At 37.8% G+C, this 20,057-nt stretch carries 16 protein-coding genes; 15 read left to right on the forward strand and 1 reads right to left on the reverse strand.

The window, feature by feature from the left end; all coding sequences use genetic code 11:
• Window positions 1–145 precede the first annotated feature (145 nt).
• The 7 genes from ystJ to J2Z23_RS11575 all read left to right on the forward strand — a co-directional run bounded on the left by ystJ (window position 146) and on the right by J2Z23_RS11575 (window position 7,795).
• Window positions 146–1,381, forward strand: coding sequence for an NADP-dependent malic enzyme (gene ystJ, locus J2Z23_RS11545; RefSeq protein WP_057985197.1), 1,236 nt, complete (start codon window positions 146–148; stop codon window positions 1,379–1,381).
• 12 nt (window positions 1,382–1,393) lie between these two features.
• On the forward strand, window positions 1,394–1,945 hold the full coding sequence (locus tag J2Z23_RS11550) for a FadR/GntR family transcriptional regulator (protein WP_209973970.1): 552 nt from the start codon (window positions 1,394–1,396) through the stop codon (window positions 1,943–1,945).
• Window positions 1,946–2,258: 313 nt separating this feature from the next.
• Window positions 2,259–3,128, forward strand: a complete 870-nt coding sequence (accD, locus tag J2Z23_RS11555; RefSeq protein WP_057985195.1) for an acetyl-CoA carboxylase, carboxyltransferase subunit beta — start codon at window positions 2,259–2,261, stop codon at window positions 3,126–3,128.
• Window positions 3,122–4,108, forward strand: coding sequence for an acetyl-CoA carboxylase carboxyl transferase subunit alpha (gene accA / locus J2Z23_RS11560; protein WP_057985193.1), 987 nt, complete (start codon window positions 3,122–3,124; stop codon window positions 4,106–4,108). Before accD ends, accA begins: the two co-directional genes overlap by 7 nt.
• Before the next feature lie 342 nt (window positions 4,109–4,450).
• A complete protein-coding gene (gene pfkA, locus J2Z23_RS11565; protein WP_057985191.1) occupies window positions 4,451–5,410 on the forward strand; it encodes a 6-phosphofructokinase in 960 nt (319 codons plus the stop codon).
• 28 nt (window positions 5,411–5,438) lie between these two features.
• Complete coding sequence (gene pyk, locus J2Z23_RS11570) at window positions 5,439–7,199, forward strand: pyruvate kinase (protein WP_057985189.1); 1,761 nt, start codon at window positions 5,439–5,441, stop codon at window positions 7,197–7,199.
• A gap of 209 nt (window positions 7,200–7,408) precedes the next feature.
• Window positions 7,409–7,795, forward strand: coding sequence for an FxsA family protein (locus tag J2Z23_RS11575; protein WP_057985187.1), 387 nt, complete (start codon window positions 7,409–7,411; stop codon window positions 7,793–7,795).
• A 223-nt stretch (window positions 7,796–8,018) separates the two neighbouring features.
• Here the strand turns inward: J2Z23_RS11575 and ytvI are convergent, their stop codons facing one another.
• Entirely contained in the window at window positions 8,019–9,146 is a 1,128-nt protein-coding gene (gene ytvI, locus J2Z23_RS11580) for a sporulation integral membrane protein YtvI (protein ID WP_057985185.1), read from the reverse strand.
• A 117-nt stretch (window positions 9,147–9,263) separates the two neighbouring features.
• Between ytvI and J2Z23_RS11585 the strand changes: the two genes are divergently transcribed.
• The 8 genes from J2Z23_RS11585 to polA all read left to right on the forward strand — a co-directional run bounded on the left by J2Z23_RS11585 (window position 9,264) and on the right by polA (window position 19,671).
• Window positions 9,264–9,725, forward strand: a complete 462-nt coding sequence (locus J2Z23_RS11585) for a DUF441 domain-containing protein (protein ID WP_057985183.1) — start codon at window positions 9,264–9,266, stop codon at window positions 9,723–9,725.
• A 735-nt stretch (window positions 9,726–10,460) separates the two neighbouring features.
• Window positions 10,461–11,576 carry a citrate synthase gene (gene citZ, locus J2Z23_RS11590; RefSeq protein ID WP_057985181.1) on the forward strand — a complete coding sequence of 372 codons (1,116 nt, stop codon included), beginning with the start codon at window positions 10,461–10,463 and terminating at the stop codon, window positions 11,574–11,576.
• Window positions 11,577–11,642: 66 nt separating this feature from the next.
• The gene (icd, locus tag J2Z23_RS11595) at window positions 11,643–12,905 is read left to right on the forward strand and encodes an NADP-dependent isocitrate dehydrogenase (protein ID WP_057985179.1); all 1,263 of its coding nucleotides are present in this window, start codon (window positions 11,643–11,645) and stop codon (window positions 12,903–12,905) included.
• Window positions 12,906–13,031: 126 nt separating this feature from the next.
• Window positions 13,032–13,970, forward strand: coding sequence for a malate dehydrogenase (gene mdh, locus J2Z23_RS11600; protein ID WP_057985177.1), 939 nt, complete (start codon window positions 13,032–13,034; stop codon window positions 13,968–13,970).
• Between the two features lie 324 nt (window positions 13,971–14,294).
• On the forward strand, window positions 14,295–14,753 hold the full coding sequence (locus tag J2Z23_RS11605; RefSeq protein WP_209973980.1) for a MaoC/PaaZ C-terminal domain-containing protein: 459 nt from the start codon (window positions 14,295–14,297) through the stop codon (window positions 14,751–14,753).
• A gap of 146 nt (window positions 14,754–14,899) precedes the next feature.
• Window positions 14,900–15,907: an FtsH protease activity modulator HflK gene (gene hflK, locus J2Z23_RS11610; RefSeq protein WP_209973972.1), complete on the forward strand. Its 1,008-nt coding sequence runs from the start codon at window positions 14,900–14,902 to the stop codon at window positions 15,905–15,907.
• A complete protein-coding gene (hflC, locus tag J2Z23_RS11615; protein WP_209973974.1) occupies window positions 15,904–16,836 on the forward strand; it encodes a protease modulator HflC in 933 nt (310 codons plus the stop codon). The genes hflK and hflC overlap by 4 nt, the downstream gene beginning before the upstream one ends.
• Window positions 16,837–17,040: 204 nt before the next feature.
• Window positions 17,041–19,671, forward strand: a complete 2,631-nt coding sequence (polA, locus tag J2Z23_RS11620) for a DNA polymerase I (RefSeq protein WP_209973976.1) — start codon at window positions 17,041–17,043, stop codon at window positions 19,669–19,671.
• Window positions 19,672–20,057: the final 386 nt, after the last annotated feature.

Raw genomic sequence — 20,057 nt, forward strand, 5'->3', positions numbered from 1 at the left:
TTTGTGGCCAGACCACTTCGATTTTGGATAAATGTCAATAAAAGTGCGTGTTCGAAGAGGAGGGTAAACAGACTAACAAGCCGACGAGTGAATCCGTGGTGTTTTACTGGACTTTTTGAACAACCTCTAAAAGGAGCGAGTCTTATTGTCTTTACGTGAAGAAGCACTGCACATGCATAAACTCCATAAAGGGAAGCTGGAATCTAAATCAAAGATTGAAGTTAAAAATGCTAAGGATTTAAGCTTAGCTTATTCACCAGGTGTTGCTGAGCCTTGCAAAGTTATTTATGAAAAACCGGAAATGCAATATGAATATACAATGAAGGGGAATATGGTTGGGGTTGTTACAAATGGCACAGCTGTGCTTGGGCTCGGAAATATCGGTCCCGAAGCGGCCTTGCCAGTCATGGAGGGAAAAGCAGTATTATTTAAAAGCTTTGCTGGTGTAGATGCCTTTCCCATTTGTTTAAAGACAACAGATATTGAGGAGATCATTCAAACAGTAAAATTGTTAGAGCCCAATTTTGGCGGTATTAATTTAGAAGACATTGCCGCACCTCATTGTTTTACCATTGAAAATAGGTTGAAAAAGGAAACGAGTATTCCCATTTTTCACGATGATCAACACGGTACTGCTATTGTAACGGTTGCTGGGTTGGTCAACGCTCTTAAGCTAACTAACCGCAAAATCAATAATATTAAAGTGGTACTTAATGGCGCAGGGGCAGCTGGAATTGCTATTATAAAACTGCTTTCGAGTTATGGTGTGCGAGATATTATTATGTGCGATTCAAAGGGCGCTATTTATGAAGGACGCCCTGAAGGTATGAATACGGTAAAAGAGGAAGTAGCAAAATATACCAATCTCCACAAATTAAAAGGGAAACTCGCTGATGTCATCAAAAATACAGACGTCTTTATCGGGGTATCTGTAGCAGGTGCATTAACTAGTGAGATGGTCAAATCTATGAATGAAAATCCAATTATATTTGCTATGGCAAACCCAGAGCCAGAAATCATGCCAGCTGAGGCAAAAGCTGCGGGGGCCATGGTAATTGGAACAGGTAGGTCTGATTTCCCTAACCAAGTTAATAATGTATTAGCTTTTCCAGGGATTTTTAGGGGAGCATTAGATGTGAGAGCTACGCATATCAATGAGGAAATGAAGCAGGCGGCGGTTGAGGCAATTGCTAATCTGATTCCGGATGATAAAAGATCAACAGATTATATTATTCCTGATCCCTTTGATCCGCGTGTTGCCCCTGATGTGGCTGCTGCAGTAGCGAAGGCGGCTATGGAGACTGGTGTTGCTCGTATAAAAGTCAATCCAGATGAAATTCGGGAAAAGACAAGGCAACTCGCTATAATTGGAAAAGAATGAGTGAAACTTACGATGAATATGGAGAATGAGCAGTCGAAAGTATATCTGGGAATTGTTCAAGATATAAAAAAGATAATTTTAACGGACGGTCTCAAACAAGGTGATAAAATTCCATCAGAAAGAGAATTATCTGAGCGACTTAAGGTAGGAAGGTCTTCTGTTCGAGAAGCCCTAAGAGCCCTTGAGCTTTTAGGGTTAATTGAGACACGCAGAGGAGAAGGGACCTTTCTATCGGATTTTAAAAATCATCAGTTAATTAAGTTGCTCGGAATGTTTATACTGGAGGATCCATTAGTACAAGAAGATTTAGACGATACAAAAAGGATCTTGGAAAAAGAACTTTATTTAAGTATTCGCTCTTTATCGGACAAGTCAGGTATTAAGGCTTTGCGTGATCACATTAATGAGCAGGGACCAGTGGAATTAGAACATGTTCTTAGACTATCTAATAATCGATTGTTATTTAGAATTTGGGAAGTGCTTAATAGCTATTCCACTAAGACGCAGCAGCCAGATAATATAGTAGATCAAAAGTATATAGAAGCATTATTGACTGAAAACTAAGCATCATAAAGCCATTTTTTACTGTTAAAAATTGTAAAATAGAACCTTTGGTTAGTTTTAAATAAAGACTGTAATCATCCAGCTCTAGCGTTTAGCACCTAGTAAATTTACGCCTTCTACCTTCGCATAACGGCATTGCGCCAGGACGATGAGGGAGTAGATTGTTGGTAAAATAGGTATTGCCTCAGGATATGGCCATGTTAGCCGTTGATCCTTTCTAAATAAATTTGCACGTGTTAAATAGGCAGCTTGCGCTATTGTTAGGAGAAACAGTATCTGGCAAAATTGTGAAAGCCGATAGGGGGAGAGCCATTTGCTTAAAGATTTTTTTTCAAAACCGAAAAAAAGGAAATATGCAGCAGTTCCTTCAGAAGCTGCTAAAACGGATGTTCCTGAAGGCATTATGACAAAATGCCCAGAATGTAAGAAAATTATGTATACGAAAGATTTGAGGAAAAATTTAAAAGTATGTTTACATTGTGAGCATCATTTACGAATGACAAGCTATGAACGTGTTGAAAGTTTGTTAGATGAAGGAAGCTTCCAAGAATTTAAGGAAAATATCTCAACAGGAAACCCATTAGAATTTCCTGGATATTTAGAGAAAGTTGAACAAGATAAAACGAAGACAGACTTAGATGAAGCTGTCTTAACCGGAACAGGAATGATAGAAGACCAACAAGTTGTGATAGCAATTATGGATTCATATTTCCGTATGGGTAGTATGGGATCTGTAGTAGGGGAGAAGATTGCCAGAGCCATTGAGAAAGCAGGAGAAATGAAGGTGCCTTTTTTAATTTTCACCGCTTCAGGTGGAGCTAGAATGCAGGAGGGAATTTTATCTCTGATGCAAATGGCTAAAACTAGTTCGGCATTGAAAATGTTTAGTGAGCAAGGTGGGTTAATTGTATCGGTTATGACACATCCAACAACAGGTGGTGTTTCAGCTAGCTTTGCTTCGTTAGGGGACTTTAACTTTGCTGAGCCAGGAGCTTTGATTGGTTTCGCTGGGCGTCGAGTCATCGAGCAAACCATTCGCGAAGATTTACCTGATGATTTTCAGACCGCGGAATTTCTATTAGACCATGGTCAATTGGATGGAGTTATTCATCGACGTGATTTAAAAGAAAGGTTAGCAACGATATTAGATATTCATCAGCAAGAAGGTGAACGAATATGGTAAATGAGATTGATTTTGATAAGCCTGTTTTGGAACTGCGGAAAAAAATCGCCGAGCTAAGAGAGTTTACCAGGGATTCAGATGTAGATTTAACGGATGAAATTGATAAATTGGAAAAACGTTTAGAGAAGCTAGAAAATGAGGTCTATGAAAATTTAGCACCATGGGACCGTGTGCAAATTGCGAGGAATTCGAACCGCCCAACGACATTGGATTATATTCAATATCTTTTTACTGATTTTATAGAGTTGCACGGTGATCGTGTATTCGGAGATGACAAGGCGATTGTCGGCGGGATTGCAAAATACAAAGGTCTTCCTGTGACGGTGATTGGTCACCAACGTGGGCGGGATACAAAAGAAAATATTTATCGGAATTTTGGTATGCCTCATCCAGAGGGATTTCGTAAAGCTTTACGTCTAATGAAGCAGGCTGAGAAATTTGAACGACCAATTATTTGTTTTGTTGACACAAAAGGGGCTTATCCCGGTAAAGCTGCTGAGGAAAGAGGGCAAAGTGAGGCTATTGCTCGTAATTTATTTGAAATGGCTGGAATCACCGTTCCTATTATTTGCATTGTAACAGGAGAAGGCGGTAGTGGTGGCGCTCTCGGTTTAGGAGTTGGAAATCGTATCTTTATGCTTGAAAACTCCGTATATTCTGTTATTTCTCCAGAAGGAGCAGCAAGTATTTTGTGGAAAGATACCTCATTATCTAAAAAAGCAGCTGAAGCTATGAAAATAACGGCATCAGATCTACTTGAATTTAATATTATTGATGAAATTATCCCAGAAGTAAAAGGTGGCGCACACAAAGACATAGAACGCCAAGCGGAATTTATAGATCCTATTTTATATCAAGCATTGAAGGAATTAACCGAGCTTACTCAAGATGAACGAGTAAAAGATCGTTATGATAAATTTAGACAGATGGGCAAGTTTATAGAAACGAAAGAGCCTGAAAAAAGTCCTATAAAATCTTAATGAAAAGACTGTTCCAATAGAATGCTGAACATTTATATATAGTATGTAGGGGATAGTAAGTACACTATATATAGAAGTTAAGGGAAAACTCAGCATGCATGGGGCAGTTTTTCCTATTTATCTTGCTGAAAGATTTGAGAATTCGACAATAAAGTGGTATTTTAAATGATGGAGATTAAATAATTACGAGGCAATGTTAAAGATTGACTCTAGTATTGTGAATTTAGTTTTTACACTGAAGGCGAAAAAATCAACTTAGCTTGCCTTAATGAAAGCACTAAATTTATGGGAGAATGGATTTATTACATAACCATACGATTGTAATGAATAGGAGTGACGATCATGAAGAAAATTGGTGTTTTAACAAGTGGCGGGGATGCCCCAGGCATGAATGCGGCAATTAGGGCTGTTGTAAGAAAGGCTATTTTTCATGGCATGGAGCCTTACGGGATTGAACAAGGTTTTAGTGGTTTGATGAATGGTAATATAAAAAAGTTAGGATTGGGTTCAGTTGGAGATATTATCCAGCGTGGCGGGACCATTCTCCGATCCGCTCGTTGCGAGGAATTTAAGACAAGAGAGGGACAATTAAAAGGTGTTGAGCAGTTAAAGAAATTTGAACTGGATGGACTAGTTGTGATTGGTGGAGATGGTTCTTACCGGGGGGCTAAGGCTTTAACAGAACATGGATTTCCGTGTGTAGGTGTGCCGGCAACCATTGATAATGACATTCCTGGTACAAGTCATACAATCGGCTTTGATACAGCTTTAAATACTGTTTTAAGCGCCATTGACAATATTCGTGATACAGCTTCTTCTCATGAACGAACATTTATCATTGAAGTAATGGGGCGAGGAGCGGGTGATATCGCACTTTACTCCGGTTTAGCAGGTGGAGCAGAAACAATCCTGATCCCTGAAGCAGATTTTGATATGAATGATATTTGTGATCGACTTCAAAAGGGACAAGAACGTGGAAAAAAACACTCCATTATTGTAGTTGCAGAAGGAGTTATGAGTGGAACGGAATTTGGCGAGAAACTAAAAGAGGCGATCGACATTGAAACTCGTGTGTCTGTTTTAGGACATATTCAACGTGGGGGAACACCTACAGCTAATGATCGCGTATTAGCAAGTCGACTTGGAGCAAGAGCTGTTGAGTTGTTGATGGAAGGTAAGGGTGGAAGAGCGTTAGGAATCGAACAGAATAAAATTATTGATAACGATATTTTAAGCATACTGGACGAGCCACATTTATTCCATGAAGATATTTATAAGCTTTCTAAGGAACTATCGATTTAAGTAGGCAATATTCTAGGAGGAACGAAAGATGAAAAAGACAAAAATAGTTTGTACAATTGGACCTGCAAGTGAAAATTCGGATACATTATATGATTTAATCCAAGCTGGTATGAATGTTGCGCGTTTAAACTTCTCACATGGAGATCATGAAGAACATCTGAATCGAATTGTTAATATTCGTGAGTCTGCTAAGAAAGCTGGGAAAAATGTAGGGATTTTATTGGATACAAAAGGACCTGAAATTCGTACCCATAATATGAAAGACGGTGCTATTGAATTAAAACAAGGCTCTACGGTTGTTGTTTCCATGAAAGAAGTTTTAGGCACTGAAGAGAAATTTTCCTTATCTTATGCTGGACTAATTGATGATGTTCATATCGGTTCTATTATTTTGCTAGATGACGGATTAATTGGATTAGAAGTAATTGAAATCAAAAAAGAGAATGATGAAATTATCACGAAAGTAATGAATAGTGGAACACTTAAAAATAAAAAAGGTGTGAACGTTCCAGGTGTCTCTGTGAACTTGCCAGGTATTACAGAGAAAGATGCAAAAGATATTTTGTTCGGTATTGAGCAAGGTATTGATTTTATTGCCGCTTCTTTTGTAAGAAGAGCTTCTGATGTAATTGAAATTCGTCAATTGTTAGAAGAAAATGGTGGGGAATATATTCATATTATCCCTAAAATTGAAAATCAAGAGGGCGTAGATAATATCGATGAAATCCTTGCTGTGTCTGACGGTTTAATGGTTGCACGTGGGGATTTAGGTGTGGAAATTCCAACTGAGGCTGTGCCATTGGTTCAAAAAATGTTGATCCGCAAATGTAATGAATCAGGTAAGCCAGTTATTACAGCAACTCAGATGCTAGATTCTATGCAACGTAACCCACGACCAACTAGAGCTGAAGCGAGTGACGTAGCGAATGCAATCCTAGATGGATCAGATGCAGTCATGTTATCTGGAGAAACTGCAGCGGGTTCTTATCCAGTGGAAGCTGTACAAACAATGAACAATATTGCTGAAAAAACAGAACAAGCTATGAATCATAAAGAAATTCTAAGTTATCTAAGTAAAAATAGTGAAGTGAATATGACAGATGCAATTTGTCAGTCAGTTGCACATACGGCTATTAATCTAGATGTAAGTGCGATTGTGACGCCAACAGAAAGCGGCCATACTGCTCGCATGATTTCGAAATACCGTCCGAAGGTTCCTATTATCGCTATAACACATGAAGAAACAATTGTACGTAGATTAATGCTTCAATGGGGAGTGTATCCACAGTTAGGACAAAAAGTAATAAGTACAGATGAAATGTTAGAAGGAGCAGTTACAGAAAGCCTAAATTCTGGCTTAGTAAAACATGGTGACTTGATACTTATTACAGGTGGAGTTCCAGTTGGAGAAGCAGGAGCAACTAACTTGATGAAGCTTCATGTTTTAGGTGATGTGCTTGCTAAGGGACAAGGAATCGGGAGAAAAACGGCAGTGGGTAAAGCTGTTGTGACAAGAAATGCTGACGAAGCAAACGAAAAGGTTGAACAAGGAAGTGTCATGGTAGCAATCGGTACTGATCGCGATATGGTTCCAGCCTTAGAGAAATGTTCTGCATTAATCACTGAAGAAGGCGGTTTAACAAGTCATGCTGCCGTTGTTGGCCTTAACTTGGGAATCCCGGTGATTGTAGGGGTAGAAAATGCAACTAAATTATTAAAAGATGGCCAAGAAATAACAGTAGATGCAACGCGAGGCGTTATCTACAATGGCCATGCTAGTGTGTTGTAATCTCTTAATAAAAAGAAAATTAATCTAAGTAAGGAAGGGGTCTCCAACTAGCCAGTTTTCGGTCAGTGGAGGTCCTTTTTTATTACTGGAAATTTTTGATATAAAAGCACTTGTGTAAGAACTAAAGCGTCTTAAAAAGGGCAACAAAGCAACCTATATGTTAGTATAATATAATAGGCAAACAAAGAAATCTTGGGGATGTGGACGATATGAAGTTATGGATATTTTTGTTTATTTTGCTCTCAGCCCTGGAAATTGGTGTTTTCCTGTTAGCAGGAAAGTTAATGGGGGTTATCCCAACTGTGTTATTAATTATTGTAACAGGCATGGCAGGAGCCTTCTTTACTAAGAAGCAAGGTTTGAATGTCTTTTATCAGTTGCAAGCTCAAATTCAAAATGGCGAGCCTCCAGGAATGGCCATTTTAGACGGAGTTTGCGTGTTAATCGGAGGGATTCTCTTAATTAGTCCCGGGTTTATCACTGATTTTATGGGATTGTTACTTTTAATTCCTTTTATACGTAAGTTTATTAGACCTTCAATGATAAAGATCATCAAAAATTGGGTGAATCGTAAACAAGTATATATTTATCGATAAGGAAAGCTCCACAATATTCAGGCTATGTTACCGTTAAAGTATATGAAAAGCTTTAGTTTTACGTTCGAATGAGAAAAAAGAGCCTAACATGAGCTGTCTTCGAATTTTGGATTGTGTCTAAAATTTCGAGACAATCAAAGATAGGCTCTTTTCTTCATTGCTTAGCACGGGCTACCCCATCCAATTAGCTGATAGCTAGTATGATAATTTAAATGCTAATGGGTTAATCTTTTCCATCTGAGGAACCATATTTTACATAGGCCCAAATATCTTTAAAAACATTGGCCCTATAAAGAGTTGTAATGAAAACTAACACAACTGGACCAAGAATTAAACCGAGGAATCCAATTAATTTAAAGCCAACGAATAAGGCGATTAAGGTTGCTAGAGGATTCATCCCTATACTAGACGATAATATTTTAGGCTCCATTAATTGTCTTTGTACAACTACAACGGTATAAAGGATACCGAGACCTAAGGCAAATCCATAATTTCCCATAATGATTTCATAGATAATCCAAGGAACAAAGACGGTTCCAGTACCAAGATAAGGTAAAATGTCAAAGATCCCAGCAATTAAGGCGATTGTGATAGCATACTTAACACGCAGGATCAGCAAACCTATCAATACAATGACTAATGTGATAGAAATAAGGGTAAATTGGGCTTTCACAAATCCGAACAAAGCTTTCTTTAAATCGGTGAAGACTCTATTGCCACTATACTTGACCTTCTCGGGAATGATCTTTCTCAACATCTCTAATAGTTTTTCTTGATCCTTACTAATAAAGAATGTAGCTAGAACTGAAAAGACTAGCACTGTTGCAGCATTCGGAATCCATGAGACTAATGCTGGTAATTTTAAAAAGAAATTTTGTAAAAAGCTTGTGGCACTTTCCGTTATGCTGCTTCCTGCTTTACTAATACTCTCCATGATTGTTCCTTGCTGGCCGCTATCCAAATTATTGAAAGTACTTGCTAGTCTTTCGTAAAAAGGGATTATTTGACTGGCAAAGAAATTTTGAATATATTCAATAAATGTTCGCGTATGTTCTGGCACTACAGTTGAAAAATAATTAGCGCCATCGACAATTTCGGCGATTAATAAAGTAATTAACCCTGCAAAGATCGAAATCATTATGAGCAATGAGGTAATTACAGCAAGGGCACGAGGGAATTTCCATTTTTTTTCAAGGAAATAAACCGCTGGACTAATGATCATAGCGATCACGATGGCAATAATAAAAGGGTATGTAAGTTTAGCGGTGAAGTAAAGTAAACTGAGTGATAAAACGACAATGAAAATGACAATAAAAAAACGAATGAGCTTAAAAACATTTTCTCGTTTCATTGGACACCTCATATTTAAAATTTGCATACGAATATAAAGCAATTTTTATTCTTTCAAATATCATAACACGTTTCATTAGAATGAAGCATTAAATATAAACAACAAAGGAAGGTACATATGTTAAGTCATCCATTATTATTTATGATTATGCTGTTGGCTATAGGATTTATAGCTAAGAATAATTCACTTATTCTTGCCGCAGCTGTACTCATTATTTTAAGACTTATTGGTGTAGATGAAAAGATTTTTGCGGTTTTACAAACGAAGGGAATTAATTGGGGGGTCACGATTATCACCATTGCCGTACTTGCTCCGATCGCCAGCGGTCAAATTGGCTTCAAGGAATTGGGAGAGGCTGTTAAATCTCCATATGCTTGGATTGCTCTAGCTGCTGGTATGGCTGTCGCATTAATTGCCAAATATGGTATCCAGCTTTTATCAACGGACCCACATATTACGACAGCACTTGTAATAGGGACAATTTTTGCTGTTGCTGTTTTTAAAGGGGTAGCCGTAGGGCCATTAATTGGCGCCGGAATTGCTTATATGGCGATGAAAATTTTTGAATTTATTAAATAACATTAGCAGTTGAGTCGAAATCATTTTTAAATATTAGTGATCTCAAGCTCAATATGAAGAATTAGAGAGTAAGTTCACATAATTAAAGTGATTTTGAGTAATCTTATTATACTTGGTGGATTCGCGTGTAGCATATGAAGTGATAAGCTAGAAGGTTGGATGCCCTCTACAGCCTAAAGGAAGGTTGCTAAAGAGTCCGAACATTTATGAATAGCATTATGGTTTAACAAGTAATATACGCAACTGCTTAAATGGTAAATATCGCGGTTTATATGAGGTTTTATACATTGTTTTGAAATACACAGATTGGAGTGGTTAGTGATTAGTGTGCAGCTTACAACCCTGCGGGAGCATAGTGATGAAACGACTCCAATAAGCTAAGCCTCGCGGTAAGCGTCCAGAAAATGAGAATTAACATCTTACTCAATCTTTTCATAATATACAAAACCATATAAATTTGTCATATGGACAAGTTTAGAAACACGAAAAAATGTAACAGTTACAGGAATATGATAAACGCAAAAAGCGTTTCCATTTCCAAACTAGTAATTTTTCGTTATAATAACACTGGATGTAAAATCTATCCACTCTATAATGGACAAGCAGAAATTTTAGTCTATAATTGAATAGGGGATTGAAGCGTTGACAAAGTTTGCGGAGTCAGTGTTACTTCCGCCAGGCTCTCATTGATTTTATGATGAAAATTAGTTTAAAAATAAAGGAGATGTGACTTTTATGACAGCGACACGTGGTTTGGAAGGGATTGTAGCAACGACATCTTCCATAAGTTCAATCATCGATGACACTCTTACATATGTTGGTTACAATATTGATGACTTGACGAAAAATGCCAGTTTTGAAGAGATAATTTATCTTCTATGGCATTTGGAATTGCCAAATAAACAGCAACTAGATGAATTAAAACAACAATTAGCTGATAATATGGAAGTTCCACAAGAAATCATTGATAGTTTTAAAACATACCCGATTGAAAAAGTACATCCAATGGCAGCACTCCGTACAGCTGTTTCTACTCTAGGATTATTCGACGAGGAAGCTGACGTTATGGAGAAAGAGGCGAATTTCCGCAAAGCAATACGCTTGCAAGCAAAAATGCCTACACTTGTTGCCGCATTTGCTCGGATTCGTAATGGCGAAGAGCCGGTAGCTCCAAACAAGAATTTTGGCTTGGCTAAAAACTTTCTTTATATGTTGAATGGCGAAGAGCCGAGTTCAATAGAAATAGAAGCAATGGACAAGGCATTAATTCTTCATGCTGATCATGAGCTAAATGCCTCTACATTTACTGCTCGTGTTTGTGTTGCAACATTGTCGGATATGTATTCGGGTGTTACAGCTGCAATCGGTGCTCTAAAAGGGCCGCTACATGGTGGTGCAAACGAGCAGGTTATGAAAATGCTTACAGAGGTAGGTTCTGTGGATAAAGCAGAAGAGTATATTTTAAACAAACTTGCAAATAAAGAAAAAATCATGGGCTTTGGGCATCGTGTATACCGTAAAGGTGACCCACGTGCGAAACATCTACGTGAAATGTCACAAAAGCTAACTGAGATTACCGGTGAGCCACAATGGTATGAAATTTCTGAGAAAGTACGAGAAGTATTAACATCTAAGAAGCCTTTACCACCTAATGTAGATTTCTATTCTGCATCTGTCTACCATAGTCTAAACATTGACCATGACTTATTTACACCTATTTTTGCAGTTTCACGTGTTTCTGGTTGGATCGCTCATATTCTTGAACAATATGAAAATAACAGATTGATTCGTCCAAGGGCTGAATACACTGGTCCAGGAATGCGTACATTCAAACCACTCGAAGATCGTTAAGAATATAGAGAAATATCTTAATATCTGTTAAAATGAAAAATGGAGAAAATAATGGAGGGAACTTAAATGGCAGAGAAAATTACAGTTGAAAACGGTGTTTTACATACACCAGATCATCCAGTTATTCCTTTTATTGAGGGAGATGGAACTGGTCCGGATATTTGGGCAGCGGCACAAAGAGTTTTAGATGCAGCTGTAGAAAAAGCTTACGCTGGGAAAAAGAAGATTGAATGGAAAGAAGTTTATGCAGGGGAAAAAGCATTCAATAAATTTGGTGAATGGCTTCCTGAAGAAACACTTGAAACAATCCGCGAATATTTAATCGCAATTAAAGGCCCGTTAACTACTCCAATTGGTGGAGGTTTCCGTTCTTTGAACGTAGCTCTTCGTCAAGAACTAGATTTATTTGTTTGCCTTCGTCCTGTACGTTATTTCGAGGGTGTGCCTTCACCTGTTAAGCGACCAGAAGATTGTGATATGGTCATTTTCCGTGAAAACACTGAAGATATTTATGCAGGTATTGAGTATAAAGAGGGAACAGAAGAAGTACAGAAATTAATCGATTTCCTTCAAAATGAAATGGGCGTTAACAAAATCCGTTTCCCGGAAACTTCAGGAATTGGAATTAAACCAATTTCTATTGAAGGCACAGAACGACTAGTACGTTCTGCAATTAATTATGCGATTAAGGAAGGACGTAAATCAGTTACTCTTGTCCATAAAGGGAATATTATGAAATTTACAGAAGGTGCCTTCAAAAACTGGGGCTATGAACTTGCTGAAAAAGAATTTGGTGATAAAGTATTCACTTGGAATCAATATGACAAAATCAAAGAAGAGCAAGGTACAGATGCAGCGAACAAAGCACAAGCTGATGCAGAAGCTGCTGGGAAAATTATTATTAAAGATGCCATTGCTGACATTTTCCTACAACAAATTCTAACTCGTCCAAAAGAATTTGATGTTGTCGCAACAATGAACCTTAATGGAGATTATATTTCTGATGCACTTGCTGCTCAAGTAGGTGGAATTGGAATTGCACCTGGTGCAAACATTAACTATGAAACTGGACATGCTATTTTTGAGGCAACACATGGTACAGCCCCTAAATACGCAGGATTGGATAAAGTAAATCCATCATCTGTATTGCTTTCTGGTGTATTAATGCTAGAACATTTAGGATGGAACGAAGCAGCTGAAATGATAACAAAATCTGTAGAAAAAACAATTGAATCGAAAGTTGTTACTTATGACTTTGCCCGCCTAATGGAAGGCGCAACAGAAGTAAAAACTTCGGAATTTGCAACAGCTCTTATTGAAAATATGTAAGCAGAGTTGTAATATTGGCGAGCGACCCACATTTGTGGTGCGCTCGCTTTCAAGTATTCTTTTCTAAATGTGGATAAAACGAGTCACATAGTGTACCCAAATCTATCAAAGAAGGGAATTTTTGATATGACAATGAGGCGTAAAAAGATATCTGTTATTGGCGGTGGCTTCACAGGAGCGACGACAGCGTTTTTATTAGCGCAGAAAGAACTAGGGGATATTATACTTGTCGATATCCCGCAAATGGAAGATCCGACAAAGGGGAAGGCGCTAGATATGTTAGAGGCTAGTCCTGTCCTAGGCTTTGATGCTAATATTATTGGAACTTCAAACTATGAGGATACGAAGGATTCTGATGTCGTTGTTATTACAGCTGGAATTGCTCGTAAACCAGGGATGAGCCGAGATGACCTTGTACAAACAAACCAAAAGGTAATGAAGAGTGTTACAAGTGAAATCGTTAAATACTCTCCTACTTGTCATATTATTGTTTTAACCAATCCCGTTGATGCTATGACATATACTGTTTTTCAAGAATCTGGCTTTCCGAAAAATCGTGTTATTGGTCAATCAGGTGTATTGGATACAGCGCGTTTTCGTACTTTCATTGCACAAGAACTAAATTTATCTGTGAAAGATATTTCAGGTTTTGTTCTCGGTGGTCATGGGGATGATATGGTTCCGCTTGTTCGCTATTCTTATGCTGGTGGGATCCCGCTTGAAACTTTAATTCCTAAAGACCGTCTTGACGTCATTGTAGAACGTACGAGAAAAGGTGGCGGAGAAATCGTTCAATTACTGGGAAATGGAAGTGCTTACTATGCGCCTGCTGCATCTCTAGTTGAAATGGTTGAAGCGATTGTGAAAGATCAGCGGCGTGTCCTGCCCGCGATTGCTTATTTAGAAGGTGAATACGGCTTTGAAGGTATTTATCTCGGTGTACCTACAATCCTTGGAAAAGACGGCATCGAAGAAGTTATTGAACTTGATTTAAAGGAAGAAGAGAAAAAGGCTTTAGAAAAGTCAGCTTCTTCGGTTCGCGAAGTAATGAAAGTGTTACAATAAAAGCAGAGCAATTCTTGTTTCTTCTGCGGGATAAGGTTGCCCACAGGCTGTTGTGGTGGCCTTATCCTAATTCATGTTCCGCGGGCCTTGGATAAGCAAAGATACTTGAGTCTAGGAAGAGGAGGCTGCTACACTTTCTTATTGATTATGAAACTTAGTATAAACGTAAACGCAAACATGCTGTCCGATAATCCATGCTTTTACATACAATGGACTGCTTTCTTTAAACAAAAAATGAGACAGGCGGTAAATCCAAAGGACTCATAGTGTTTTTAGAAAAAAACGATTGATCCTAATCTTTAATATTCAATGGAGGTGCGTATGTTGTTTTTAGGGAAAAACCGCAAACTAGGTCGAAACCTAGAAGAAATATCGGTTGGTGAAAAACTTGTATTGACAGAAAAGATGGAAGATAAGGATTTGTTATTATATCTTGGTCTAACAAATGATGCAAATCCACTCTATATTCAACATGATTACGCTTCTCAAACAGAATTTAAAAAGCCGATTGTGCCTACAGTTATGCTAACTGGAATGATCACCTCTGCAATATCTAAATATTTGCCTGGTCCAGGTTCTCATATTTTAAGTCAGAATCTTGAATTTCTAAAGGCTGTCTATCATTACGAAACGATTGAATTTTTATTGGAAATAATTGAAGTGAACAAAGACCAACATACGCTGACTGTACAGGTTAGAGTTTTAAATGAAGAAGAACAAACCGTAGTAAAAGGAAATTTACGTGTTCAACCACCTGGTATGCTTCAAACTAAAGACAAATAACTTACATAAGCTTAGGACCTGGGGCTATTTCTAGGTCCTTTTGATTGGGCAGTAAAGTATTTTTTTCGCTGAAGAAAACTACGTTTTTTGAAACCAATTGTTTTCTTATCCGTATAAAGAGTGAGAGATTAAGAGAAGGGGTAGGTATGATGAGTTTAAAAAGGGGCTTTTCGTTAATAGGGTTAGTTCTAGCCGTAGTCATCTTAGCACTTGTGGCTTTAACCTCCTGGTATACAGTAGATGAATCTGATCAAGCCGTTATTATTACTTTTGGAAGGGCCGATCAAACTATTACAGAGCCAGGTTTACACTTCAAACTTCCATGGCCGATACAAAATGTGGAAAAATTAGCGCGAGAAACAAAAAAATTGGATTTTGGTTTTAAAGATGTGGATGGAAATAAGAACGAAACAAAAATGATTACAGGTGATGAAAATATAGTTTACGCTGATCTAGTTGTCCAGTGGAAAATTACAGAGCCTGAGAAATATTTGTTTAATGCAGCAAATCCTGAGGAAATACTTTATGACGCTACATCAGCTTCCTTGCGAAGTATAATCGGTAGCTCCAAAATTGATGATGCCCTTACGACAGGTAAGGCGGAAATTGAAGGAGATGTCCGAGATTTACTAACAAACTTACTAGAAAAATATGATATCGGTATTTCGATTTTAGCTGTAAATTTAAAAGATGTTGAATTGCCGAATGAAGAGGTCCGCAGTGCCTTTACAGCTGTAACAGATGCAAGAGAAACGATGAATACGAAAATAAATGAAGCAAAAAAATATGAAAACAAGCGAATGAATGAAGCAAATGGAGAAAAAGCTGCCATTAAGTCTAAAGCAGAAGGAGAGAAGGCAGCTAGGATTGAAGAAGCTAAAGGTAGTGTAGCTGTATTTAATTCTCTATATGAGCAGTATAAATCCAATCCAGATATTACCCGTGAAAGGCTAACGATTGAAACCCTTGAACAGGTTCTACCTGGGGCAGAAATTTATATTATGAATGATGATGGAAATACATTAAAATATTTACCGCTTCGATCGATGGAAAAAGAAGAGGAAAAGCCGGTAAAAACGGATGACAATGCACAAGAACAAAATCAAGCAAATCAATCAAATGCAAATGAAAAAGGAGGAGAATCTTCACAATGAGTAAAAATGTAGTCGATATGGATGAGCGTCGTTCTGTCGAGCAGGAATGGCGTAGATACACAAAAATAGGAATACTGTTCATTGGTTTGATTATCCTCCTTTTCTTATTATTTTCAAGTGTTTTTATCGTACGTGAAGGTGAATACAAGGTTATCAGGCAATTTCAGGAAGTTGTTCGTGTTGAAACAGAGCCGGGGTTAGCGTTTAAAATCCCATTTTTACAAACGGTATCTACATTGCCTAAATATCAAATGACCTATGACGTTTCACAAGCGGAAATTAATACGAAGGATAAAAAACGGATTATTATCGATAATTATGCTGTATGGAAAATTGATGAACCCCGTAAAATGATTTCTAATGCTCGTACAGTTGAGAATGCTGAGTCGCGGATGGAAGAGTTTATTTACTCAGTTGTCCGTACTGAATTAGGGCAGCTGGATTATGATGAAATTATTAATGATGAAAAATCTTCCCGAGGAAGTTTGAATGATCGTGTAACGGAAAGAGTTAATGAACTTTTATCGCGAGACGAGTATGGAATTACAGTCGTCGATGTTAGAACAAAAAGAACGGATCTTCCCGAGGAAAATGAAAACTCTGTGTATACCCGAATGGTATCGGAAAGGGAATCAACCGCACAAGAGTATTTATCTAAAGGGGATGCCCAAAAGAATGAAACTATGGCAGAGACAGACCGAAAAGTAAGAGAAATGCTCTCAAAGGCTGAATCCGAAGCTGAAGTGATACGAGCAGAAGGTGAAGGTGAGGCAGCAAAAATATATAATAAATCTTTCTCAAAAGATCCAGAGTTTTATAATCTCTACCGTACTTTGGAATCCTATAAGAAAACGATTGGTGAAGATACCGTCATTATCTTGCCTTCTGATTCACCATACGCTCGTTTACTTATGGGTTATACAGAATAAAGAGCTTATCGGCGACGGAAGAATGTTTTTCCCACCTGCTAAGCTTGCAAGATTAAACCTCGTATGAATTCATCATATGAGGTTTTTGCTCTTTATCGCGGAAAAGGCAAAGAAGCTAGAATAGCACTTCTTTTCTTTTTTGCTCATCATCATGTAGAATAGAAGTAAAATTGGACGAGCCTGCTCCAACAGGAGGTTACCTAAGTGAAGAAAAAATTAATGTTAATTGATGGGAACAGTATTGCTTATAGAGCTTTTTTTGCCTTGCCACTGTTAAACAATGACAAAGGTGTTCATACAAACGCAATATATGGATTTACAACAATGTTGATGAAGGTATTGGCAGAACAAAAGCCTACACATGTATTAGTGGCTTTTGATGCTGGTAAAACGACCTTCCGTCATTCTACCTTTACTGAATATAAAGGAGGAAGACAAAAAACCCCTCCAGAATTATCAGAGCAATTTCCTTTCTTGCGTAATTTGCTTGATGCTTATGGAATTAAACGTTATGAATTAGAGAATTATGAAGCAGATGATATTATCGGCACTTTAGCAACAAAAGCAGAAAAAGAGGACTTTGAAGTACTTGTTGTCTCAGGTGACAAGGATCTTACACAACTAAGTACAGATAAAACGACTGTTGCCATCACTAGAAAAGGCATTACAGAAATTGAGTCTTATACACCTGAGCATATTAAAGAAAAGTATGGTCTTCAGCCAAAGCAAATTGTTGACATGAAAGGTTTAATGGGAGATCAATCTGACAATATTCCTGGAGTACCTGGTGTAGGAGAAAAAACCGCCATTAAGCTTTTAAAAGAATTCCATACGATGGAAAACCTGCTGGAACATATTGATCAAGTTGGCGGAAAAAAATTAAAAGAAAAACTAACAGAACATAAAGATCTTGCTATTATGAGTAAGGAACTAGCTACAATTATGAAGGAAGCCCCTATTGATGTTTCGATTGATGAGCTACTTTATGAAGGCTACGAGCCCGAAGCGTTAATCTCTCTTTTTAAAGAATTAGGTTTCCACTCCTTACTTGATAAGGTAGAAGGAGCGGAGGCTATCGAGGAAGAGGAAATAAAAGAAATTTCTTATGAAATTGTTGATACTATAACAGATGAGATTTTTGCCGACGAAAGTTCGCTTTATATAGAAATATTAGAGGATAATTATCATACAGGTAAGATCATTGGCTTTGGTCTTACTAACCAAAATGGTCATTATTTCATCCCGACTGAGTTGGCACTTCAATCAGAGGCTTTCAAGAAGTGGGCTAGTGATGAGTCAAAGAAAAAAAGAGTATATGATGGAAAACGTTCCATTGTTTCATTAAAATGGCATGGTGTTGATTTAAATGGCATTGATTTTGATTTATTACTTGTCTCTTATTTATTAAATCCCTCGGAATCATCCGATGATTTTGCTGGTGTCGCAAGGCGTCATCATTACACAGATGTTCAAACAGATGAGGCTGTCTATGGAAAAGGTGCAAAAAGAAAAATTCCTAATGAACAGATACTAGCAGAACATTTAGCGCGAAAAGCTATTGCAATTGATGCCTTATATGCACAGTGCTTAAAAGAGCTTGAGGAAAATGAACAAACAGATTTATTCTATGATTTAGAGTTACCTCTATCCATTATTTTGGCGGAAATGGAATATACAGGAGTCAAAGTAGATACAGCGCGAATCCAAGAAATGCAATTAGAATTAGCAGAACGGTTAAAAGAAATAGAAAGACGTATTTATACACTTGCAGGGGATGAATTTAATATCAATTCACCGAAGCAATTAGGTGTCGTCTTGTTTGAGAAATTAGGCTTACCTGTTTTAAAGAAAACAAAAACTGGCTATTCCACTTCTGCAGATGTCTTAGAAAAATTGGCAGAATCCCATGAAATTATTCCGGAGATCCTTCATTATCGTCAACTTGGAAAATTACAGTCTACCTATATCGAAGGACTATTAAAAGTAGTTCATAAAGATACGAATAAGGTGCATACAAGATTTAACCAAGCACTTACTTCAACGGGAAGATTGAGTTCAACAGATCCGAATCTCCAAAATATTCCAATCCGACTTGAGGAAGGCAGGAAGATTAGACAAGCTTTTATACCATCTGAGAAAGATTGGGTCATTTTTGCTGCTGATTATTCTCAAATTGAATTACGAGTACTAGCAGAAATTGCTCAGGATAAAGGTTTGCAAGAGGCTTTCCAACATGATATGGATATTCATACAAAGACAGCGATGGATGTTTTCCATGTAACAGCTGATGAAGTAGATGGAAATATGAGAAGACAGGCAAAAGCTGTAAATTTTGGGATTGTCTACGGAATTAGTGACTATGGTTTGTCACAAAGCCTTGGGATCACCAGAAAAGAGGCAGGGAAGTTTATTGACCGTTATCTAGAAAGCTTTTCTGGAGTAAAACATTATATGGAAGATATTGTACAAGAAGCCCGGGAAAATGGCTTTGTGTCCACACTTCTTCATCGGAGACGTTATATTCCAGAAATTACGAGCCGAAACTTTAACATTAGAAGTTTTGGGGAGAGAACCGCTATGAATACCCCAATTCAGGGAAGTGCCGCCGATATTATTAAAAAGGCAATGATTGAAATGGCTGCTCGATTGAAAAAAGAACAACTACAAACAAGATTATTATTACAAGTGCATGATGAATTGATCTTTGAAGCGCCAAAAGATGAAATCAATAAATTAAAAGAAATTGTTCCAGAAGTGATGGAACAGGCATTAACTCTATCTGTTCCATTAAAGGTGGATTATGCATATGGACCTACCTGGTTCGACGCAAAGTAACAAGAAAAGCAACAGGCGTTTGAACAGGGGCGACAAGCAAATGTTCTGGAATTCTGGAAGGGTGCTTTTCCCTTCCAAATTCCAGGTTATTTGACCTAGAGCCCCTAACGCCTGTAGCTAGACAACAAGAAAAGCAACAGGCGTTTGAACAGGGGCGACAAGCAAATGTTCTGGAATTCTGGAAGGGTGTCTTTCCCTTCCTAATTCCAGGTTATAAGCGGAGCATCGGCGTAAGGTGCAACGTCCTGTTGTAACGCCGATGGACTCGCTCCTTACGCCATAGATAGCTAGAGGTAGTGTCAAAAATTCTATGAAAACAAAAGCCTAAACGTAGCTCTACGGTCTAAATGTGGTGGTAAGCTACCGCAATCGCTCTTGACAAACAC

The organism is Lederbergia galactosidilytica, from assembly GCF_017873565.1.
In the GTDB taxonomy this organism is placed as follows: domain Bacteria; phylum Bacillota; class Bacilli; order Bacillales; family Bacillaceae_C; genus Lederbergia; species Lederbergia galactosidilytica.

Coding starts and splice junctions, on each gene's coding strand:
- hflC (WP_209973974.1), top strand. CDS start 15,904: ATGAGTAAAAATGTAGTCGATATGGATGAGCGTCGTTCTGTCGAGCAG.
- icd (WP_057985179.1), top strand. CDS start 11,643: ATGGCAGAGAAAATTACAGTTGAAAACGGTGTTTTACATACACCAGAT.
- pfkA (WP_057985191.1), top strand. CDS start 4,451: ATGAAGAAAATTGGTGTTTTAACAAGTGGCGGGGATGCCCCAGGCATG.
- J2Z23_RS11575 (WP_057985187.1), top strand. CDS start 7,409: ATGAAGTTATGGATATTTTTGTTTATTTTGCTCTCAGCCCTGGAAATT.
- mdh (WP_057985177.1), top strand. CDS start 13,032: ATGACAATGAGGCGTAAAAAGATATCTGTTATTGGCGGTGGCTTCACA.
- citZ (WP_057985181.1), top strand. CDS start 10,461: ATGACAGCGACACGTGGTTTGGAAGGGATTGTAGCAACGACATCTTCC.
- ytvI (WP_057985185.1), bottom strand. CDS start 9,146: ATGAAACGAGAAAATGTTTTTAAGCTCATTCGTTTTTTTATTGTCATT.
- accA (WP_057985193.1), top strand. CDS start 3,122: ATGGTAAATGAGATTGATTTTGATAAGCCTGTTTTGGAACTGCGGAAA.
- hflK (WP_209973972.1), top strand. CDS start 14,900: ATGATGAGTTTAAAAAGGGGCTTTTCGTTAATAGGGTTAGTTCTAGCC.
- J2Z23_RS11585 (WP_057985183.1), top strand. CDS start 9,264: ATGTTAAGTCATCCATTATTATTTATGATTATGCTGTTGGCTATAGGA.
- J2Z23_RS11550 (WP_209973970.1), top strand. CDS start 1,394: ATGAATATGGAGAATGAGCAGTCGAAAGTATATCTGGGAATTGTTCAA.
- pyk (WP_057985189.1), top strand. CDS start 5,439: ATGAAAAAGACAAAAATAGTTTGTACAATTGGACCTGCAAGTGAAAAT.